This is a genomic window from Paenibacillus tianmuensis (assembly GCF_900100345.1).
Taxonomy (GTDB): domain Bacteria; phylum Bacillota; class Bacilli; order Paenibacillales; family NBRC-103111; genus Paenibacillus_G; species Paenibacillus_G tianmuensis.
The window spans coordinates 22,947-42,298 of the sequence record NZ_FMTT01000050.1 but is presented as its reverse complement, the minus strand read 5'-3'; the positions used below and the strand labels follow the sequence as shown (position 1 = coordinate 42,298).

The following is a 19,352-nucleotide window of genomic DNA, read 5'->3' as shown; positions in this document are numbered from 1 at the left end:
AATTGCTCGTAGGTTTCCTTTCGTTCAGCCAACATTTTGTTGTAAACAAAACGAACGCAACCGAAGGTTTTTGCTAGCAGTTGTTCTTGTTGAGCCGTTGGGTACAAACGGAACTTATAGGCCTTGTTTGCTATGCCCTGTCACCTCACTTCTTCCCCTGATTTTCGGAGCTTGTTCGGGTGTGCTTTGAACAAAATATGCACATGGTCCATATCATGATTCCATTCGACTAAGGATATATTATAGTTTTCACCTCATCGAACAACATTTCTTTCACATAGTCAGATAGGGTATCATCCATCACTTTTCTACGATATTTCACAACCAAAACAAAATGATAATACAGCGATAACACCGAATGATTATTATTGTCTAATATAATTGATATAGCAGCCTTTCTTTTAATCTAAGACTGATTATATCTTATCATAGAAAATGTGGCAAGACAAAAAAGACTTTAGGCTTCGCCTACCGAAATTCATCTCCCACTTTCATCAAGCTTCGCAAGATTTAGAAGTGGGAGACTTCTTTCAGAAGGAAGTTAAATTGCGAAGCGGCCTCGCTTATTGCCGAAATTTCCGTCGGGCATACGAAAGTGAAGTCCAGCGGATAGAAGAACAATACGAGCCACTTGCCTTTATAGTCGGACAAAGAGACTTTGCCGAACTCTTGTCCGTTCCCAAGGACGGTATCCATTGTAAAATTGGGTGCTTGTTTGCCTACCAAGCGTTCTGCCATGTTCCAAAAATCCTCCCTTAAATTTGGTAATTGGTCACGGTTTTCACGATATGAATCGTATCATTTGGGGTCCACCCAAGTTAAGATTAAACTAATTATTTTTTTAGAATAATTCTAATCTACGAAAATCCATACACAAAACTGTAGAAAACAGAAAAAACTCTTAAGAAATCGGAATTTCTCAAGAGTTTTTTCTGCTATCCGGTCTTGCTATTCGGTTCGATCCTTATTTGCGGATGGCGCCAACGATCAGCTCGCCCATCGCGGTCGTGCCGAGCGCCTTGCTCTTGTCGACGGCAATGTCTCCGGTGCGGTGACCCGCGTCCAGCACTTCCTTCACGGCGCGCTCGATCGCTTCGGCGGCGTCATGGTAACCGAACGTCAGGCGGTACATCAGCGCTACGGACAAGATCGTTGCGATCGGATTCGCAATACCTTGGCCCGCAATATCCGGCGCGGAGCCGTGCACCGGCTCGTACAGGCCGAACGCCCCTTCGCCCAGGGAGGCGGAGGACAGCATGCCGATCGACCCCGTCAGCATCGCCGCTTCGTCGCTCAGAATGTCGCCGAACATGTTCTCCGTCACGATGACGTCGAAGCTGGACGGACGGCGCAGAAGCTGCATCGCGCAGTTGTCCACGAGCACGTGCTCCAGCTCGACGTCCGGATAATCCGGCGCGATCCGGTTGACCGTTTCTCTCCACAGGCGGGACGTTTCCAGCACGTTCGCTTTATCGACGGACGCCAGCTTCTTGCGGCGGGTACGGGCGATCTCGAACGCTTGGCGCACGATGCGCTCCACTTCCGTGACGTTGTATACGCACGTATCGACCGCCTCTTCTCCGTTCGCACCCTCGCGGCGGAATTTCTCTCCAAAATAAATCCCCCCGGTCAGCTCGCGGACGACGATCAGATCCGTGCCTTCAAGCACTTCCGGCTTCAGCGTGGAAGCTTCCTTCAAGCAATCGAATACGTTAGCCGGACGAATGTTGGAGAACAAACCGAGCGCCTTGCGGATGCCAAGCAGCCCCGTTTCCGGACGCAGCTCCTTCGGATTGTTGTCCCATTTCGGGCCGCCAACGGCTCCGAGCAGCACGGCGTCGGCTTTCTTACAAATTGCCAGCGTATCCTCCGGCAGCGGGGTTCCTTTTTCGTCAATCGCGATTCCGCCAAACAAGCCGTGCTCGAACTCAAAACGGTACCCGAACACGTCCTCGGTTTTTTTCATAACTTTAATCGCTTCCGCCACAACCTCGGGACCGATGCCGTCCCCGGCGATGACGGCAATTTTCTTCACGTCTGCCATTGGTTTCACTCCTAAATAAGTTCATTATCTCTTTTGTAGCACATTTTGCTGTCTTTACGCCAAGACATAAATCGAATAGATTTGATAGACAAAACCTATAACCAACGCCATATCACCAATCGCCCTTCCGGAGTGTACCCAAAGCCGGAAAACGGAACAAGCGCCAACTGCGCTTCTATTCCACTTTGATCTCCTTGCGGCGTCCCATATACCACTTGACAAACGACTCGGCCAGCTCGACCGGCGCATCGTCGATCCCGGCGTGACGTACCGGCTTGGCCCGGTTCATTGTCCCGATGGATGCAAGCCCCAGCCATTTTTGAACTACGCTGCGGGTGACTTTCACTTCAAGGATCTTCTCCCGCTTCGAAACGAATAGAGCCGTTGTCAGACTTCCCGTTTTGAATTGAATAAAGTTATCCTTCAAGACGTACCGCGTATTGGTGTAATCAAGCCATCTGGATACGAAGATCCAAATCAGCAAAACAACGGATAAAACCCACCAGGTCTGTTCGAATCCCAGCAACCGCGGCTTGAAATAAAATAGAGCAGCCGTCGATAAGATCCAAAGCCAGCTTGGCCTGAGCATGCGGACCCATAACGATTTCGCGGGAAGCCGCTTCATCTCGCGGGTCACTTCATAAGCCGGCAGTATTTCCGAGATCATCTCATAGGCGCGCTGAACAGGCAAAAAAGGATACAGCGTGCTGATTTCCAGCTCGTCTTCCCCGTCGCCAAGGCCTCCTGCGCTGATCAGCTTCACTTCGGCGAGTCCGAGCAAGCGTTTCAGCACGGACTGCGTAATTTCAACCGCCTGTACCCTTTGCTTGAGAATGGAAAATACCGTTTCGTCGATCAGCCCTTTTGTAATGTAGATGCGGTCGGAATCGGAAGAAATTTCGTATTTTCCATACTTCACAAAGGTTCTGGCGATTCCGAAAGCGACGGAGACCACAATGAGCACAACGAGCAGAATCGCGGCAATCCACCAGGACTCCTTAAGGATGGAGAACAAACCTTTCGCCTCTTGCTTCATAGGAAAGATTTCGTCGATTTTGGAATAAAAAGAGGCCAGCAAAGGAATCAGGACCAGAAAGCTTAAGGATGTAAAGGAAGCACGCACAACATCTTTTTTTGTCGGCTTAAAATGAACGATCCGCCGCGGATTCACCGCTTCTGCATACGACTCCGCGGCAGCTTCGCCGTCATGTGCCGTCGCTGGCTCATCCGGCACCGGGCTTGTCGCATGCTTTTCCATATTGTCGGCTTCCACTAAAGAAATGACCTCGAATTCGACGGCGGCCTCTTCACCGGTGAGCCCTGTTTCAAATCGGATGGAAGTCACGTTAAACAGCCGATGGAATAAGGTCCTGTGACGGTTGACGTTTTGAATTTTGGCGAAAGGAATCGTTCGTCCGGACTTGGTGAACACCCCTTCATAGAGATGAAACGAAGCATCGTCGAGCTTGTATTTATGCGTCATCCACTTTAATAGAATGACAAGAACGGAGACCCCGATCAATACAAAAAAAGCGATCCTCCCATAAATAAGGAAAGTCGAATCCGAACCGAATTTGATCACGAATAAGTACATGGCGATGACAAACGAGACCTTGACCAGCTTCCATAATTTCAAAACTATCGTCAGCGGATGATACCGTTTCGCTTCGGTCATGACTCCACTTCCTTTATTTTGGCGAAATGGGCGATCTGATCCCTTAACTCGATCGCGATCTCTTTAGGCAGAGCAGGTATGACATGCGTCGATCCCATCGTTTTGATCGAGACCGAGCAGAGGCCGTACTTTCGCAGAAGCGGTCCTTGCTTTGTAGCGACCGACTGGATTTTGGTCATCGGGACGAGTTGGTGCTCTTCGTTTAACGCGCCCGATTTCAGCTGCAAAAACTCTTCATTCATGTCGTAGCGCCAGTTTTTATAGAGCAATAACGGCCTGATGAAAGACCAGACCGCGAACGGCACGGAAATGACGACAATGCCGATAAGAATCCAGCCGATCCACTCTTTCCACGCGTAGCGATGGTCCAAATAGAGCAAAACCCCAAGCAGGACAAAGCCGATCACATTCGAAATCGTTTCACTGATCACCCATACTTTAACCGCATCCTTGGACAATCGTCTTTGAGGCGCGCCAATTGGAGAAAACATAGATTCACCCCTATAGCTCCAAGCTGCCATGTTCATGTTACTGATTTTAACCTTAACAGCTTTCATCGTCTTAATCAATTTCCACGGCGTGCATGCTTTTGTTCACGCTCTTGTTCCTATGGTTATGCGCAAGCTTCTGAACAATATTTATGAAGACAGTCTTTTCTCGTATGAGAACGTGTCGTTTCCAATGCGCAGATTTCGCTTTCCAACCTGTCCTATGTCGATACGATGATCGGTGGGATCGTGCCTGATCTCTTGGGCTTTAAAAATAGCGGTACATGCAGTGGAGGAAAATCATAAAACAATTTAACTGCGAAGTAGGCGATAAGATGATAAGAATCAAATTGGATGTTGTGATGGCGGAGCGCAAAATGTCGTTGAACCGGCTCTCCGAACTGGTCGGCATCACCCCGGCGATTTAATGGAATATATCGACGAGCCCGAAAATGGCCAAATGAGACGCCCACTTTCTCAACAAACTCTAGGAACCCCTTAAACGGGTTCCTTTTGTTTTAATAATAATCAATACCTAGTCTTAGACGGCATGATTCGTTCCAAAGACTGCAAAGCTACGGGGTCCGCCACCCGCCGTGCGGCGCCGCAACCGCAACGAGGCGTACCGGAAAGAGGCGGGTGGTGACTGTGTTACTTCCGCCGGGTATCCGACTTTATCGCAAATCCCGCAGCAGCCGCAAGTTCCCCAGCGTCAGCACGCCTTTCCACGCTTCTTTGGCAATCGGCCAAACGTCCTCGTACTGCCCCCAAGCCCACGCAGGCTCCCACGCTCCCTCCTCCGTCTGCCCCTGGACGATGAACTCCAGATTGGCCGGTATGCTATCCTTATACCGCTCGTAGTACGGGGACTGCCGTGTTGTCGCCACTTGAACCGGATGAAGCCCGTACCCGCTCCACTGTGACGGATCGACCGTGACACAGCGGCCGATCATTGTATCGAGCCGGTCGGCGATCCGCGCCCGCTGCTCGTCGGTGAGCCGCTCGGACAGACGCAAGTAGCACAACAGCTCATGGAATTCGTCCAGCGACGATTCCGAGTACAGCTTACCGATGGCAAGCTCCGTCAGCTTGTCCGCCCAGCCTTCCGCCTCCGGCCATTCCCGGAACTGAATAAAGTAGCCCGCGACTTCCGCGTTCGGGTTGCCCCAGTACGGATTCGCCTTTTCGAAATTCCACCACGGGGCCCGAGGGGACGACTCGACCTCCGGCGGCACCTTGTCCCAGCCTGCAATCGCAGGGTCGTACGTCTGCGTAAAGTAACGCAGCGCTTTTCTCGTCATCTCCCCGCCTGCCTCCCGGGGAAGCAGGGACAACGTTTGCAGCGCTACAGTCGTGGCGATTGCCGAGGACGCCTCGCAGCGAATATCCGGCTCCAGTCCATGCCCGAAGCCGCCGTCTTCGTTCTGGTAGGGCTCCAGTGCCCTGACCACGTCCTCCGCGTGTCCCCCCTCGAACTCATACTCATACATCGCCTTCTCCAGCGGCCGCGCTTTCGTTTTCAGGTAATGCTTGGCCCGATCTTCCGCCGCCGCAGCGGCTCTATTGACTTCCATCGCCCACACGCCTCCTTGATGCTTGATTTCCGTATACCAGTATAACCCGCCTTAGGCGGCTTGTATTGAACAAATCGGACATGCTAGCTCCGAACGGAACCCCTTGCATACATGGCGGCTGGACCACCTGCTAGGACATCATCAACGAAGAAGGAAGCTCGCCGTAAAAGCGCTTGAAGTCGCGAATAAAATGCGCCTGATCGCAGTATCCGTAAGCCCCGGCGATTTCCTGCCAGGAAAGCTTGGGATGCCTTTCCGCATCGCGCAATATATTTTGAAACCGGACAATACCGCAAAACGTTTTCGGTCCCAGCCCGATCCGGCCGTCGAACAGCCGCTGCAGCTGCCTTGCGCTAATATTCTCCGACCGGGCCAACTGCTGGACGCTAACCGCTCCCCTCGCTGCAAAAATACGCACCATCGCCTCATGCAATACCGCCGGCGCTTCCACTCTGCCGCTCTCCGCAGCCGCCAGTAGGCGTAGCAGCGCTGTTTCCACAAGGACGAGCCGTTCCGCGGTTCCTGCGGCAAGCCGCAGCTGTTCCCCGAGCTCCGCCGCCGCTTTCCCCCATACGTCCGTCCCCCGAAACAACGCATTTTTAAACTCGCCAAGCGGCACTCCAATAAAGGGGTAGGCTCCTCCCGGAAAAAACCGCACCGCAAACGTTTCCGACGCGTCCTTGCGCTTCGACTCCGGGCTAAAGGGCAGCTCAAACGTTCCGCAGAAGCGGATCGAAACGTCTCCCCCACCTGCAGCTGCCCATTCGAAAATCAGATCCGTACAGCCGTCTGGAACGACGGTAACCGCAGGTTCATTCCGCAATCCCGTTCCATCCGTCCGGGAGCTCCAATAGCACGATACATACGCCTTAAGCGCGGGGCAAGGCTTGAATTCCGCATAATGACCCGGGGTGCGCGTCCCCTGCGTCGGTTCGAACATCAGGTAAGATTCCACATCGTCCGGCCCCTTCCAACCCTGTGCTGATACGAATAGTTTACCACACCGGTCATCCGGACGCCTTGGCAGCAGTGAACGGCTGCTGGCAACGTGGTTTATGTTGAATTTTGGTGATAGTTATCATATCCCCCGGATAGAACTGCGGCGCGTTGAGCAAACGAAGGTAAATTCCGTTAAATAAATATAGGCGATAGCTTCCCCGGTACTCCGGGCTGCTATCGCCTATTTCACTTCCTAACCTTGTAGCAAGCGCTAAATCAACGTCACATTATCGCGGCTGCGGGCCGGGCTTTTGCGCTTCTCGATCAAGCGGTTGATCGCGTCCACGTACGCGCGGGCGCTCGCTTCGAGGATATCCGTGCTAAGCCCGCGGCCGAGCACGGAGTAATCGCCCTGCTTCAGCACCACATGCACTTCGCCAAGCGCATCCTTGCCGTGCGTCACCGATTGGATCGAATAGTCGTCGAGCTCGACTTCTTCCTTGGTCGCCTTGTCGATCGCATTGTAGATCGCATCGACGGAGCCGTTGCCGACCGCCGCTTCGTCCAGGTGCCCGCCGTCCAGCAGCTTGATCCGCACAGTTGCGGTCGGGGTCGATTGATTGCCGTACGATACTTGAATCGTCTCAAGCGAGAACACTTCGGGCGTCTCGATCAGCTTCTCTTCAAGCAGCGCGACGATGTCTTCATCCGTAACGTTCTTCTTCTTGTCGGCCAAGTCTTTGAACTTGGCGAACGCGGCATTCATCTGCTCGTCGTCAAGGTTGTAGCCGAGGTCGACCAGCTTCTCGCGGAACGCATGGCGTCCGGAGTGCTTGCCGAGCACCAGCTTGCTTTCCTTGAGCCCGATCGTCTCCGGCGACATAATCTCGTACGTCGTCTTTTCCTTCAGCATGCCGTCTTGATGGATGCCGGATTCGTGCGCGAACGCATTGGCTCCGACAATGGCCTTGTTGCCCGGCACGACCATACCGGTCAGTTTGCTGACCAAGCGGCTTGTACGGGCAATCTCGGACAGCGTGAGCGTCGTCTTCGCTTGGAAAAACTCCTGACGCGTCTCAAGCGCCATCGCCACTTCCTCGATCGACGTATTGCCGGCGCGTTCGCCGATGCCGTTGATCGTCCCTTCGATCTGGTCCGCTCCGTTCAGAATCGCCGCCAGCGCATTCGCCGTCGCCATCCCCAAGTCGTCGTGACAGTGCGCGCTGAGCTGAATTTTCTCGATGCCCGTCACGTTCTCTTTCAACGTCTTGAAAATGCTGCCGTATTCATAAGGCGTCAAGTATCCGACCGTATCCGGGATGTTCACGACCGTCGCCCCGGCGCGGATCGCCATCTCCGTCACTTCACACAGAAAATCAAGCTCGGTGCGGCCGGCATCCTCCGGCGAAAACTCGATTTTGCTGAAATATTTCTTCGCGTAACGGATCGCCGCTTCCGCCGTTTCGAGCACCTGATGCTTTTCCATCCGCAGCTTGTGCTGGCGGTGAATCGGTGAGGTAGCGAGGAACAAATGCAGACACGGGTCCTGCGCATCCTTCAGCGCTTCGCGAGCCGCCTCGATATCCTGCTCGCGGGAACGCGACAGGGCGATAACCGAAGCATTCTTTACGGCGCGGGCCACGGCGCTGACGCCCGCCAAGTCTCCGGGAGAGGCCGCCGGGAAGCCGGCTTCCATCCGGTCGACGCCGAGCTTCTCAAGCTGCAGCGCAATCTCGACTTTTTCCTGCATGTTCAGGTTGACGCCCGGCGACTGCTCGCCGTCACGAAGCGTCGTATCGAAAATATAAATTTTTCTCATGGGTCTTGGCTGCGCCTCCTTTGGAATGGACTTGCATTAAAGCAGAAAAAGGTGCGACCCGAAACGGGCAGGGATCGGATCTCTTGTTGTCCATTTCCCTGCGCCGCTTTCAAGCCGACCTTATGCCGCTTCTCCGTTATGCGTTGAGATCGTCTGCCGAATTACTTCTTGATCCAGTGCATCAATTCGCGCAGCTGGGAACCGACTTGCTCGAGCGGATGCTCGGCTTCCAAACGGCGGGTAGCTGTCAGGAATGCACGGCCCGATTGGTTCTCCAAAATAAAGTCGCGGGCGAATTTGCCTTGTTGGATGTCGGACAGGACGCGTTTCATTTCTTTCTTCGTTTCTTCCGTAATGATGCGAGGACCTGTAACATAGTCGCCATACTCCGCCGTGTTGGAGATGGAATGTCTCATCGACGCGAGACCGCCTTCGTACATCAGGTCAACGATCAGCTTCAGTTCGTGCAAGCACTCGAAGTAAGCCATTTCCGGCGCGTATCCTGCTTCCACCAACGTTTCGAAGCCTGCTTTGACAAGCTCGGAAGCGCCGCCGCACAGAACGGCTTGCTCGCCGAACAGGTCGGTTTCGGTTTCTTCGCGGAACGATGTTTCGATAACGCCCGCGCGGGTGCAGCCGATCCCTTTGGCATACGCCAAGCCGATGGCTTTCGCTTGACCGCTTGCATCTTGCTCAACCGCAATCAGGCCGGGAACCCCGAAGCCTTCGACGTAAACGCGGCGAACCATGTGGCCCGGCGATTTCGGAGCGACGAGGAACACGTCTTTATCCGCAGACGGTTGAATTTGGCCGAAGTGAACGTTGAAGCCGTGGGAGAACATGATCGCTGCGCCATGCTTCAGGTTCGGTTCGATTTCGCTTTTGTATACGCTCGCTTGGGTTTCGTCCGGCATCAGAAGCTGTACCACGTCGGCAAGCTTGGTCGCTTCCGCTACGGAGTAAACTTCGAAACCGTCGTTTTTCGCTTGCTCGAAGGAACGGCCTTGACGAAGTCCGATGATGACTTTCAAGCCGCTATCGCGCAGGTTTTGCGCTTGGGCATGGCCTTGGCTGCCATAGCCGATGATAGCGATCGTTTTCCCTTTCAATACGTTCAAATCAGCGTCTTTTTCATAGTACATCGTAACTGCCATGGATAATAGCTCCTCCTTTGAATTAAAACCCTGTGAACGGGTGCTCGAACGGACGACGGGGATAGGAAGCTCGGACCGGCGGCTTGGCCTGTCATCCGCATGAGCCCCCGCTCACAGGATCATCATGGTTTTAGTCGTAAAACGAAAAATGAATTATTTGTTCATACCGCGGATCATGGCCGTTACGCCGGTACGGGACAGCTCCTTGATGCCGTAAGGCTTGAGCAGCTCGGTCATGGCTTCGATTTTCTCGGAATCCCCGACCACCTGCACGATCAGCGAGCTTGGACCGATATCGACGATGGCTGCGCGGAACGTCTCAACGACGCCGAGAATTTCCGGCCGCATGCTTGGTTCGGCGTTGACTTTGATCAGCGCCAGCTCGCGCGCCACCATCGGATGGGCGCTCAGGTCGACGACCTTGATCACGTCGATCAGCTTATAGAGCTGCTTGGAAATCTGCTCCAGCGTCTTATCGTCTCCCGTCGTGACGATAACCATGCGGGAGAGCCCTTTTTCCTCGGACTCGCCCACCGTAATGCTCTCGATATTGAAGCCCCGGCGGCCGAACAGGCCGGATACGCGCTGCAGCACACCGGGCTGGTTGTTCACTAGAACGGATATGGTGTGTTTGCGTGTCATTCCGAATCCCCCATTAACATTTGGTCTATCGTCGAGCCCTGCGTTACCATCGGGAACACGTTCTCATGCTTCCGGACGACGAATTCGACGAGCACGGGACCCGGGGTATCGAGCGCTTCCTGCCAAGCGCTGCGGGCTTCGTCTTTATTCGTCGCGCGCAGCCCCTTCACGCCGTAAGCTTCCGCCAGCTTTACGAAATCCGGACTGCCGGCCAGATCGATATGACTATACCGGTTATCGTAAATGATCTCCTGCCACTGACGCACCATGCCGAGCACCCGGTTGTTGATGACGACGATTTTGACCGGAATTTGGTGAATCGCGCAAACCGCTAGCTCCTGGGAACACATCTGCATGCCGCCGTCGCCGTTGATCGAGACGACCAGCCGGTCCGGGTGCGCCTTCTGCGCGCCGATCGCCGACGGGAATCCGAAGCCCATCGTGCCCAAGCCGCCCGAGGTGATCCAGGAACGCGGATGATTGAATTTGTAATACTGCGCCGCCCACATCTGATGCTGGCCGACGTCCGTCGTTACGATCGCTTCGCCCTTGGTCGTCTCGTGGATCATCTCGATGACATACTGCGGCTTCAGCTCCGTATCGGAATCTTTGTAGCGCAGCGGGAAATTCCGTTTCGTCTCCTGCGCCCATTCGATCCATTTCTCGGATCGGGACGGCTTCGCCTTCAGGTTGGCAAGCTGCAGCACGGCCTTCACATCGCCGACGACCGGGATGGCCGTTTCGACGATTTTGCCGATTTCCGCAGGGTCCACGTCGATGTGGACGATTTTTTTCGCCTGCGGCGCAAAGCCGTCCACCTTCATCGTGACGCGGTCGTCGAACCGGGCGCCGATGCCGATCAGCAGATCGCAGTTTTGCAGCGCGTGGTTGGCGGTGTACGTTCCGTGCATCCCCGGCATGCCGAGCCACAGCTCGTGCGCGCTCGGGAACCCGCCCAAGCCGAGCAGCGTCGTGGTGACCGGAATCCGCGTTTTGTTGACGAACTCAAGCAACTGCTCCGCCGCGTCGGCGTAGACAACGCCGCCACCTGCGATGATCATCGGACGCTCGCTCTCGGCGATCGCCTCCAGCATCTTGTCGACTTGGAGCTTGTTCGGCTGCACCGTCGGATTGTAGCCGCGGATGTCCACCTTCTCCGGATAGTAGAACGGCGCCGTATCGTTCGAGACGTCCTTCGGAATATCGATCAGAACCGGGCCTCTGCGGCCGGTCGAAGCGATATGGAACGCTTCTTTGATAATGCGCGGCAAGTCTTGCACGTCGCGCACCAAATAGCTGTGCTTCGTAATCGGCATCGTGATGCCCGTAATGTCCGCCTCTTGGAAAGCGTCCGTACCGATCACCGATGTCGCAACGTTGCCCGTGATGACCACGAGCGGCACCGAGTCCATGTAAGCCGTCGCAATTCCGGTAACGAGGTTCGTTGCTCCCGGACCCGAGGTGGCGATACAGACGCCTACCTTGCCGGTCGAACGGGCGTACCCGTCGGCTGCGTGAATCGCGCCTTGTTCATGCCTCGTCAGCAAATGGTTGAAATCCGGATTGCCGTGCATGGCATCGTAAATATATAAGACCGCTCCGCCGGGATAACCGAAGACGCAATCCACGTCCTCCAGCAGCAGGCTGCGAAGCAGCATTTCCGAACCGGTAATGACGTCTGGCTTCAGCAGCTCTTCGCGAAGCTGCTCCTTTGACTTTTGTGTGGTTTGGACGATCATGAATATTGGCCTCCTCTCAGATAATCCGACAAACGACTAAAAAACCCCTCTCATCCCCAAACGCAGCATGTGCGTCTGACGGGACGAAAGGGGTTAATCTTCCGTGGTACCACCCAGAATTTGTTAGATGCCTCGCGGCAAATAACCTTAGCAGGTAATGCGCGCCGCAGCAATCCTCATCGGCTAGCACGATGACGACCCGTGAATTCGCGACTCTTACCTTCGGCACGGTAACGTGTGCCGATCCGATTTTCCCTAGTAACATTATCGCTTTCAAGCGGTAAAGCCTGATGATATGCGATAAAGCTTTCAGGAAAACAGCTCCGAGGTGAGCTCGTACATAAGGGGTTAAGGCATTGGTTTCAGCATCTCCACTGCTCTCTGAACATAAGAGCCCTTATAACTTCGTCCTCTTCATAGCCGATATATCTGATGTGTTTTTTTGTATTATATGCTGAATTGATTCTTTAGTCAAGCATCATTCCAGCCGAAAAAACGGACGCGAAAACACCCTTGATCCGGGACCCCCCGCTCAAGTCGGAAACGGCGCTTACGGTTTCTTTACACGAAGTCGGACCGGAGACTCTTTCGGAAAGCCCGCTCGCAAGCGCTCCTTCCCCGCAGCTGCCGATTGCCGTCGCATCGAATGAAGATATTGTGAATACCCCTCGTTAGTTTCACAAATCATTTTTGCCCGCTTGACGGCCCGCTAACAATCTTTGGTTATGTTAAAAGGAGCCCCGCGACAAAGGAACGGAGCACGGCCGACCGAAAATTGGATACACTGCAACTTTTACCAGCGGGAACTCGTCTTCAATCTTGCGACTTTGGGCCAATAATAGCCATGATGGAGAAAAGTTTACCGTATTGGGTCAAAATGGAGAAGCCGTACGCCGAAGTATATTAAGACCAAAAAAAAGTAAAAAAGCACGCAACGAAGAAAAAGGAGTGATTTCATGCGAGACACGCTGCAATCCGCCGTCCTGTCCATCACCTTGATCTCCGGCGCCCTTGCAACCGCCGCAGCCGCTCCTTTTGCCATGGGTTCCGAGCTGATGGCAACCGGCATGGGACAATCCATAAGCCAAGCTTCCACCGCATCCGGCCCGCTCCTGAGCGGCGAAGTCGTGTTGCCGGCCCAGCCGACGGTCCTCTCTGGCTCCGCTCCGCAAACGAAGCCACCGCTAGACGGGGGCGCCGGAAGCGTTCTGCCCCAAACCGAAGGGAGTCCGGTGCTGACCTTTCCCGTCATCAGCGATATCCACGTTCAATCGTGGGAGAATACGTCGCATGAGAAGCTCGTTCGCGTATTGAACGACCTGAACGAAATCAATCCGTCGGCCGACACGCTCGTGATCAACGGGGATTTAACCGAAGGCAGGCCCGAGGACTACGCCAAGCTCAAGGAGCTCATGCAAAGCGCGCCGCATCCGGAAAGCGTCTTGTACAATATCGGCAACCACGAGTTTTACAAAGCCTGGTACAGCAGCCGCGCCCGTTGGAATCCGGACGGCTTTCCGAACGGGGAAACGGACCAGGAGTCGATTTCCCGGTTCCTTGCGTTCTTCGGAAAGAACAAGGTCTACTACGAGAAGGCCATCAAGGGCTATCACTTTATCTTCCTTGGCTCGGAGCAATACCGGCAGTCTGACCCGGCTCATGCCGAGGACGCTTATTTGTCGCCCGAGCAATTGGAATGGCTGAAGCAGACGCTTAAAAAAGACGCCCGCTCGAACAAGCCGGTTTTCGTCTTCCTGCACCAGCCGCTGCCTGCCACAGTAGCGGGAACGCATTTTTGCTGCACGAATAGCCGGGCCGTCATTCAGCACGAGGAACTGAAGGCGATCTTGTCGCAGTATCCGCAGGTCATCTACTTCAGCGGCCATTCGCACTGGGAGCTGAATCAGCCGGATACGCTGGTGCGGGACGGCTTCACGATGGTCAACACCGCCTCGGTGTCCGAAACGTGGACGAGCGACGGCAAAGGCGCGGAAAAGCTGAAGGGCAAAAAAGAAAGCGAAGGGCTGTACGTCGAGGTGTACCCGGACCGGGTCCGGATCAAGGGCAGGGATTTTTACCGGAAGCAGTGGATTCCGGAAGCGCAGTTTACTGTACCGGTAGCTCAGAAGAAGTAAACGGCAGTCGGCAGACTATATTTCTAAGGTCCGGTGAATAAAAGAGCAGGCTGCTCGGCGGCTTCTTATTCACCGGACCTTTTTTCGCGAAACGTCCAGTAATAATTAAACAAAAAGTTCGAAAGCGGCACGGCGACGACAACGAGACATTGGCCGACGGCATAGTGCCAGTGCAGCCGGTCGACGGCCAAGTACATGAGACCGGTGTTGAGCAGCAGGCCCGTTACGGACACGACCGTATATTTGGCAAGCGTCTTCCAGCCGGATGCGGAAGCTTGAAACGTCCAGCGCCGGTTCAGTGCGTACGATACCAGCAGCACAAGCACGAATCCGAGCGCCGAGGCCGGCACCGGATGCAGCTTCGCCGCTTCGACGAGCACGAACAGCGCCGCAAAATGAAGCGCCGTTCCGAGCAGCCCGACGATGCCGTACCGAAAGAGCAGGCGCACCGTCATGATACCTCACCCATCCGGCGGCTATCCTCGCTTGCCCCTGCGGATATTTCGCTGAAGATGCGCTGACTGACCAAATACCGCGGCCTTCCCTTCACTTCGTTGTAAATGGAGGCGATGTACTCGCCAATGATGCCGAGCGAAATCATAATGACGCTGCCGATGATCAGCAGCAGCAGGATGACCGTCGTAAAACCGGTCACCGCATTGCCAACGATTTTCTGATACAGCGTCTGGACCCCGAGCACGGCGGCGCCGAGCAGGAACACGATCCCGAACAGACTGACAAACCGCAGCGGAATGGAAGAAAATGCAACCACGGCGTTCACCGCCAGCTTCATGAGGCCGAGAAAGCTCCATTGGCTGTGACCGTCCGCCCGCTCCGGCACCTCGAACGAAATCTGCGCCCGGTTGAAGCCGAGCCACGCCGTCATCCCGCGGAAAAACGTGTTCCGCTCCGGCATTTCCCGCCATGCCTGCACGACCTTCCGGTCCAGCAGCTTGAAATCCGACGCGCCGCGCAGATCGAAGCCGGACAGATGGTTGAGGATGCTGTAGAACAACGCGGAGCCGACCGCCTTGTCCAGCGACTCCTTGCCCCGGTCCTGCTTGACGCATTCCACGATTTCTTTGCCTTCCTCGCGCCACAGCCGGACCATCTCAGGAAGCAGCATCGGCGGATGCTGCAGGTCGGAGTCCATAATAATGACCGCCCGGCCCGACGCATGCTCCAGCCCGGCGCAGAGCGCCAGCTCCTTGCCGAAATTGCGGCTCAGCCGCAGCGCGGTAAGCCGGGGCGAACGCTGCCCGGACAAAATCAGCTGCTCCCATGTGCCGTCCCGCGAACCGTCGTCGATGACGATGATTTCGTATGAGGCTGTCAGCCGTTCCAGCTCTTCCTCAATATGCCGCAGTGAGCGGTAAATATGCACTTCCTCGTTATAAACCGGTATAATGACGGTCATCTCGGGCTCCGCGCGTTCCATGTTTCCCCGCCTCCCTCTTGCTGACGAATGACCTTGTACAATTTCCATTTGCCGCCGAATTCCTTATACAACTCGGTCCATTCCGTGCCCTTCTCGTAGAAATCTTTGTACGTCCGCGCCTCGGCGCTTAGCGCCGAACTCTTGTCCGGCTTCGCCGTAAGAATAAAATCGACGCCCCGGCCGACCGGATCTTTCAGCGAAGGCGTAAACTCGAAATCGCTGGTAATTAAAAATTTGTCGGAATGTCTGCTGTTCAGAATGACCGAATAAGCGGAATACGAATCCATCAAAATGTTGTAGCCCTTCAGCTCCGTATCCAAATAACGGGCGACCTCCTTCTCCACCTGCTGGGGAGCCGCATACTGCGACGCATGCAAATACTTGTTCTCATCCGACGCAATCTGCGGATTCGTCCAGGCGTATCCGAGCACGACGCAGGCTCCCAGCATCCCCGCCAGCACGATCCCGTAATTGACGAAGGACCGCTTCACCTGGGCAAGCTCGTACGGCAGCCAGGCCACCGTGATCGGAAACACGTACATGAAGTAACGGAACCAGCCGTAAGACGTTCCTTTCATGAGCATGAGGAACTGCAGCGCGACGATCGAGACGAACAGCATCAGCAGCACCAGCAGGTCCCACAGGAACCAGCGCCGGTTCCAGAGCCGCAGCAGCAGGGCTGCCGCCAGCGGAAGCGAATAATAGGTCGTTTTCTTGGCCACGAACACCAGACCGAGCAGCGGGTTGCCCATCATGTCCACAAAGGTCTGCTCGGCCGCCAGCCCTTGCGCCTGAGCCACGTTCGAGTATTCGGAACGCAGGAAATAAAGCGCGTCTCCCATGATGCTGTAGTTGAACCAAAGCCATAGCAGCCCGGAAAAGACGACCGGCGCCATGACCATCGACCACGTCCCCTCGATATGGAACAGCTTGTGCCGCAATCCGTACTGCCGCATCGGCAGATCAACCCGAGGATCCGTCGGCGGAATCCGCAGAACGATCAGGATGATAGCCAGAGCGACCGCCGCTCCCAGAGGCACCGCTTCGTATCGGGTCCAGAAAGCAAGCGCCAGCGCAAAGCTCACTTTGATCAGGCTGCCGACACGCCGCCCGTAAATCCAATGCGTCAGATGAATGACCGCGTACATGATGAAAAAAATAAACGGCGCATCGCTAAGTCCGTTCGCGCCGAACAAGAACATGAACGGATTGCAGCTGAAGCTCAGACTCAGCAGCACGGCGAAAGTGCGCGACAGCCCGAAATCGACCGCCGACCGCGCCAGCAGCACCGCCGTCATCCCGGCGAACACGCTGCTCATGAGCACCCCGGCCAGCGCCGACGAAGCGAGCTCCGGCAGCCAACGGTACGGCAGCAGAAACAGCAGCTCAACGAGGCTGGGCAGCGGGTTCCACACGAAGCCGATGGCGGCAAGGTGCGGGTCCCGGCTGTAGAGCACGTAGAAGGCGTTAGCCACCCGGCTCATCGCGTCCGAATGCACGTAGCCGATGACGTGGCTCACATAGTAACCGGCGGCGAATTCCAGCGAGAAAATGAGCAAAAACAAGCCCCAATTGACGCTTTTCGGCAAGCGGACTTCCATCGTCAGCCACCTCCCTGCGAAACGCCGCCGCCCGGGGCAGACGGATGATTTTGCTTCGCCAGACCGTGCGTCGTTTTTTCCCAATAAAACGGCTTCGTGATCAATTGCCAAGCCGCTTTAACGGCCGCAATGCTCATCAGCACCCAATAGATCGGCGTCAACAGCGCGTATTTGACGAGCCCGTAGGAGAACGTACGGTCTCCGCGCTTCTCAAGATCGTGAATGACCCAGTACACTCCCGCAACATTGCTGAAGACGAACAGGAAATTGCCGATCAAAAATTCCGCCGCCGCCAAATAATAAATAAGCCCGGGGAAAAACGGCGGAATCCATGCCATTTTCCAGCCATACCACAGCACCAGCATAACCCAGTAAAAAGGATTAAGCAGCGGCAGTAGCGGAGTGGCAAGCACCATCACCTGAAAGCCCAAAAATCCTTTCAGCCCGAGCTCGCGCCACAGCCGCACCGGATTGCGCATATGGACAAGCCATGTCTGCATATATCCCTTGATCCAGCGGGATCGCTGCCGTATCCAGTTGCCGACGCGGCTGTTGGCTTCTTCCCACGTCCGGGAATCGACAATCGCCGTGCTGTAGCCCGATTTGTAGAGCCGAATGCCGAGGTCCGCGTCCTCCGTCACGTTGTAAGGGTCCCAGGCATTGATCTCTTTGAGCACCGACATTTTAAAATGGTTCGACGTCCCGCCAAGCGGGATCGGAATATTAAGCTGCATGACGCCAGGCAGCAGCAGCTCGAACCACATGCTGTATTCGTGCGTAAACCAGCGGGTCAGCAGGTTCTGATCGCTATTGAAATAATTAAGCTTGGCTTGAATGCATGCCGTATTTTCCGGGCTTCTCATGAAGGCGGCGTGCACCTTTTTGAGCTGATCGGGATCGGGCCGGTCCTCGGCATCGTAGATGACAACATACTCGCCCCGCGCGCGGATCAATCCGTAGTTGCAGGCTTTAGGCTTCGTCTTCGGCAAGCTGTGCGGCACGACGATCGTCGTGTAATACGGCGGCAACTTCATGCCTCGCAAAATTTCCTGCGCCTCGATATCGTCCTGCTCGATCAGGAGCCGCACATCCAGCTTCGCCTTCGGGTAATCAAGCTGCTCGATATTATGCAGCAGGTGCGGGATGACCTCGCTCTCCTTGTACATCGGAACGAGAATCGTGTAGACGGGCAGCGTCCGCTCGTCGATGGCGTCGATCTCTTCCTGCTTGAAGCGGATTTGGGCGAAGTCGCGGGTTCCGTACATGATGATCATAAATTTGAACAGCGTCATTGCAAAATAAAACAGCTGCACGGCTACATTGAGGATGATCAGCGTATGCAGCCAATCGAGCCCCAAGCTGAGCAGGACGAGGAACGTGCAGATGCCGATGACCGTCAGTTGGGGCGTCGTAAACGTGATATGCGCGGAATTTTGCGGCTGCTCTTCGGCCAGCTTCCGGGTGCTCTCGCGCAGCAGTTCGGACGGGTACGCTTCCTTCCAGAAATATTCCATTTCCTCCCGCGTCGCCAGCACCTGCTGCACCGGCATTCCCAGCATGTTCTCCAGATCAACGACCGCTTCGTCCGTCAGCGGATGGCCGACGGCTACCAGGTAGCGGTTAGCGTCTTGGTGAATGACGACGGCATCGTACTGCCGGGCCATCGCTTCCGGCAGCTTGTTCACGCCCTCGAACATATATTCCGAACCGATTCGTCCGAGGTTGTATTGCGTAGCGATGTGACGGTACAGCTTCTCCGGCTCAATGAAGCGCATCGACATCAAAATGTCGCCGAGCAGCCCGCCGCTCTTGCGTTGAAACTCAAGCGCCCAGTCCAACTGTTCTTTGGTAATGGCGCCGGTTGCGACCAACATGTCGCCAAGAAGCCCCTTGCTTCCTTGCTGATGCAAAATAGGCGCAATGCGCTCACGCGGGGTAAAGCCAAGCTCCACAAGGATATCACCCAGACGTCCGCCAAGCTTCCGCTGCCGCTCCATCGCCGTTTCGAGCTGCTCGGGGGTCACCAGCCCCTTGGCTACCAATCGGTCGCCAAGACGCAGCGTGGGCTTGTCCATGGACACATCAGCCTTGTCTACTCTCACGA

The 19,352-nt window shown here is 55.2% G+C and carries 17 protein-coding genes and 2 pseudogenes; 3 read left to right on the top strand and 16 right to left on the bottom strand.

Going from position 1 to position 19,352, the window contains the following annotated elements; genetic code table 11:
* The 6 genes and pseudogenes from BLO51_RS24055 to BLO51_RS24030 all read right to left on the bottom strand — a co-directional run.
* On the bottom strand, window positions 1-134 hold a 134-nt coding region (locus BLO51_RS24055), incomplete at its 3' end, for a helix-turn-helix domain-containing protein (RefSeq protein WP_167670310.1).
* A gap of 39 nt (window positions 135-173) precedes the next feature.
* Window positions 174-382: pseudogene (gene tnpA, locus BLO51_RS24050) on the bottom strand (IS200/IS605 family transposase); the annotation flags it as partial.
* A 140-nt stretch (window positions 383-522) separates the two neighbouring features.
* Window positions 523-738 (bottom strand): annotated as a pseudogene (locus BLO51_RS24045) (redoxin domain-containing protein); the annotation flags it as partial.
* Between the two features lie 226 nt (window positions 739-964).
* Window positions 965-2,044 carry a 3-isopropylmalate dehydrogenase gene (leuB, locus tag BLO51_RS24040; protein WP_090675891.1) on the bottom strand — a complete coding sequence of 360 codons (1,080 nt, stop codon included), beginning with the start codon at window positions 2,042-2,044 and terminating at the stop codon, window positions 965-967.
* 175 nt (window positions 2,045-2,219) lie between these two features.
* Window positions 2,220-3,719 carry a PH domain-containing protein gene (locus tag BLO51_RS24035; protein ID WP_090675889.1) on the bottom strand — a complete coding sequence of 500 codons (1,500 nt, stop codon included), beginning with the start codon at window positions 3,717-3,719 and terminating at the stop codon, window positions 2,220-2,222.
* Window positions 3,716-4,210 (bottom strand): PH domain-containing protein, encoded by a 495-nt coding sequence (locus BLO51_RS24030; RefSeq protein ID WP_090675887.1) that lies wholly within the window; start codon window positions 4,208-4,210, stop codon window positions 3,716-3,718. Before BLO51_RS24030 ends, BLO51_RS24035 begins: the two co-directional genes overlap by 4 nt.
* A 332-nt stretch (window positions 4,211-4,542) precedes the next feature.
* Here BLO51_RS24030 and BLO51_RS24025 point away from each other — a divergent pair, with 332 nt between their 5' ends.
* The gene (locus BLO51_RS24025) at window positions 4,543-4,635 is read left to right on the top strand and encodes a helix-turn-helix domain-containing protein (RefSeq protein WP_245719789.1); all 93 of its coding nucleotides are present in this window, start codon (window positions 4,543-4,545) and stop codon (window positions 4,633-4,635) included.
* Between the two features lie 246 nt (window positions 4,636-4,881).
* Here the strand turns inward: BLO51_RS24025 and BLO51_RS24020 are convergent, their stop codons facing one another.
* The 6 genes from BLO51_RS24020 to ilvB all read right to left on the bottom strand — a co-directional run bounded on the left by BLO51_RS24020 (window position 4,882) and on the right by ilvB (window position 12,074).
* Window positions 4,882-5,781: a hypothetical protein gene (locus BLO51_RS24020; protein WP_090675885.1), complete on the bottom strand. Its 900-nt coding sequence runs from the start codon at window positions 5,779-5,781 to the stop codon at window positions 4,882-4,884.
* Window positions 5,782-5,911: 130 nt separating this feature from the next.
* A complete protein-coding gene (locus BLO51_RS24015; RefSeq protein WP_090675884.1) occupies window positions 5,912-6,736 on the bottom strand; it encodes an AraC family transcriptional regulator in 825 nt (274 codons plus the stop codon).
* A 255-nt stretch (window positions 6,737-6,991) separates the two neighbouring features.
* Window positions 6,992-8,539 carry a 2-isopropylmalate synthase gene (locus tag BLO51_RS24010; RefSeq protein WP_090675882.1) on the bottom strand — a complete coding sequence of 516 codons (1,548 nt, stop codon included), beginning with the start codon at window positions 8,537-8,539 and terminating at the stop codon, window positions 6,992-6,994.
* Between the two features lie 161 nt (window positions 8,540-8,700).
* On the bottom strand, window positions 8,701-9,693 hold the full coding sequence (gene ilvC / locus BLO51_RS24005; protein ID WP_090675880.1) for a ketol-acid reductoisomerase: 993 nt from the start codon (window positions 9,691-9,693) through the stop codon (window positions 8,701-8,703).
* Window positions 9,694-9,846: 153 nt separating this feature from the next.
* Window positions 9,847-10,335, bottom strand: coding sequence for an acetolactate synthase small subunit (ilvN, locus tag BLO51_RS24000; RefSeq protein ID WP_090675879.1), 489 nt, complete (start codon window positions 10,333-10,335; stop codon window positions 9,847-9,849).
* On the bottom strand, window positions 10,332-12,074 hold the full coding sequence (gene ilvB, locus BLO51_RS23995; protein WP_090675877.1) for a biosynthetic-type acetolactate synthase large subunit: 1,743 nt from the start codon (window positions 12,072-12,074) through the stop codon (window positions 10,332-10,334). The genes ilvN and ilvB overlap by 4 nt, the downstream gene beginning before the upstream one ends.
* A 513-nt stretch (window positions 12,075-12,587) precedes the next feature.
* Here ilvB and BLO51_RS29910 point away from each other — a divergent pair.
* Both BLO51_RS29910 and BLO51_RS23990 read left to right on the top strand, forming a co-directional pair.
* On the top strand, window positions 12,588-12,749 hold the full coding sequence (locus tag BLO51_RS29910) for a hypothetical protein (RefSeq protein ID WP_217266779.1): 162 nt from the start codon (window positions 12,588-12,590) through the stop codon (window positions 12,747-12,749).
* Window positions 12,750-13,030: 281 nt separating this feature from the next.
* Window positions 13,031-14,209 (top strand): metallophosphoesterase family protein, encoded by a 1,179-nt coding sequence (locus BLO51_RS23990; RefSeq protein ID WP_090675876.1) that lies wholly within the window; start codon window positions 13,031-13,033, stop codon window positions 14,207-14,209.
* Window positions 14,210-14,274: 65 nt separating this feature from the next.
* On the opposite strand, the gene BLO51_RS23985 is transcribed toward BLO51_RS23990, so the two are convergent.
* From BLO51_RS23985 to BLO51_RS23970, 4 genes are read right to left on the bottom strand one after another with little or no spacing between them, the layout of a single operon-like run.
* The gene (locus BLO51_RS23985; RefSeq protein ID WP_090675874.1) at window positions 14,275-14,664 is read right to left on the bottom strand and encodes a GtrA family protein; all 390 of its coding nucleotides are present in this window, start codon (window positions 14,662-14,664) and stop codon (window positions 14,275-14,277) included.
* Window positions 14,661-15,647, bottom strand: a complete 987-nt coding sequence (locus BLO51_RS23980; RefSeq protein WP_090675872.1) for a glycosyltransferase family 2 protein — start codon at window positions 15,645-15,647, stop codon at window positions 14,661-14,663. The genes BLO51_RS23985 and BLO51_RS23980 overlap by 4 nt, the downstream gene beginning before the upstream one ends.
* Window positions 15,623-17,248, bottom strand: a complete 1,626-nt coding sequence (locus BLO51_RS23975) for an ArnT family glycosyltransferase (protein WP_090675870.1) — start codon at window positions 17,246-17,248, stop codon at window positions 15,623-15,625. The genes BLO51_RS23980 and BLO51_RS23975 overlap by 25 nt, the downstream gene beginning before the upstream one ends.
* A gap of 2 nt (window positions 17,249-17,250) precedes the next feature.
* Window positions 17,251-19,323 (bottom strand): cyclic di-GMP-binding domain-containing protein, MshE-related, encoded by a 2,073-nt coding sequence (locus BLO51_RS23970; protein ID WP_245719790.1) that lies wholly within the window; start codon window positions 19,321-19,323, stop codon window positions 17,251-17,253.
* Window positions 19,324-19,352 lie beyond the last annotated feature (29 nt).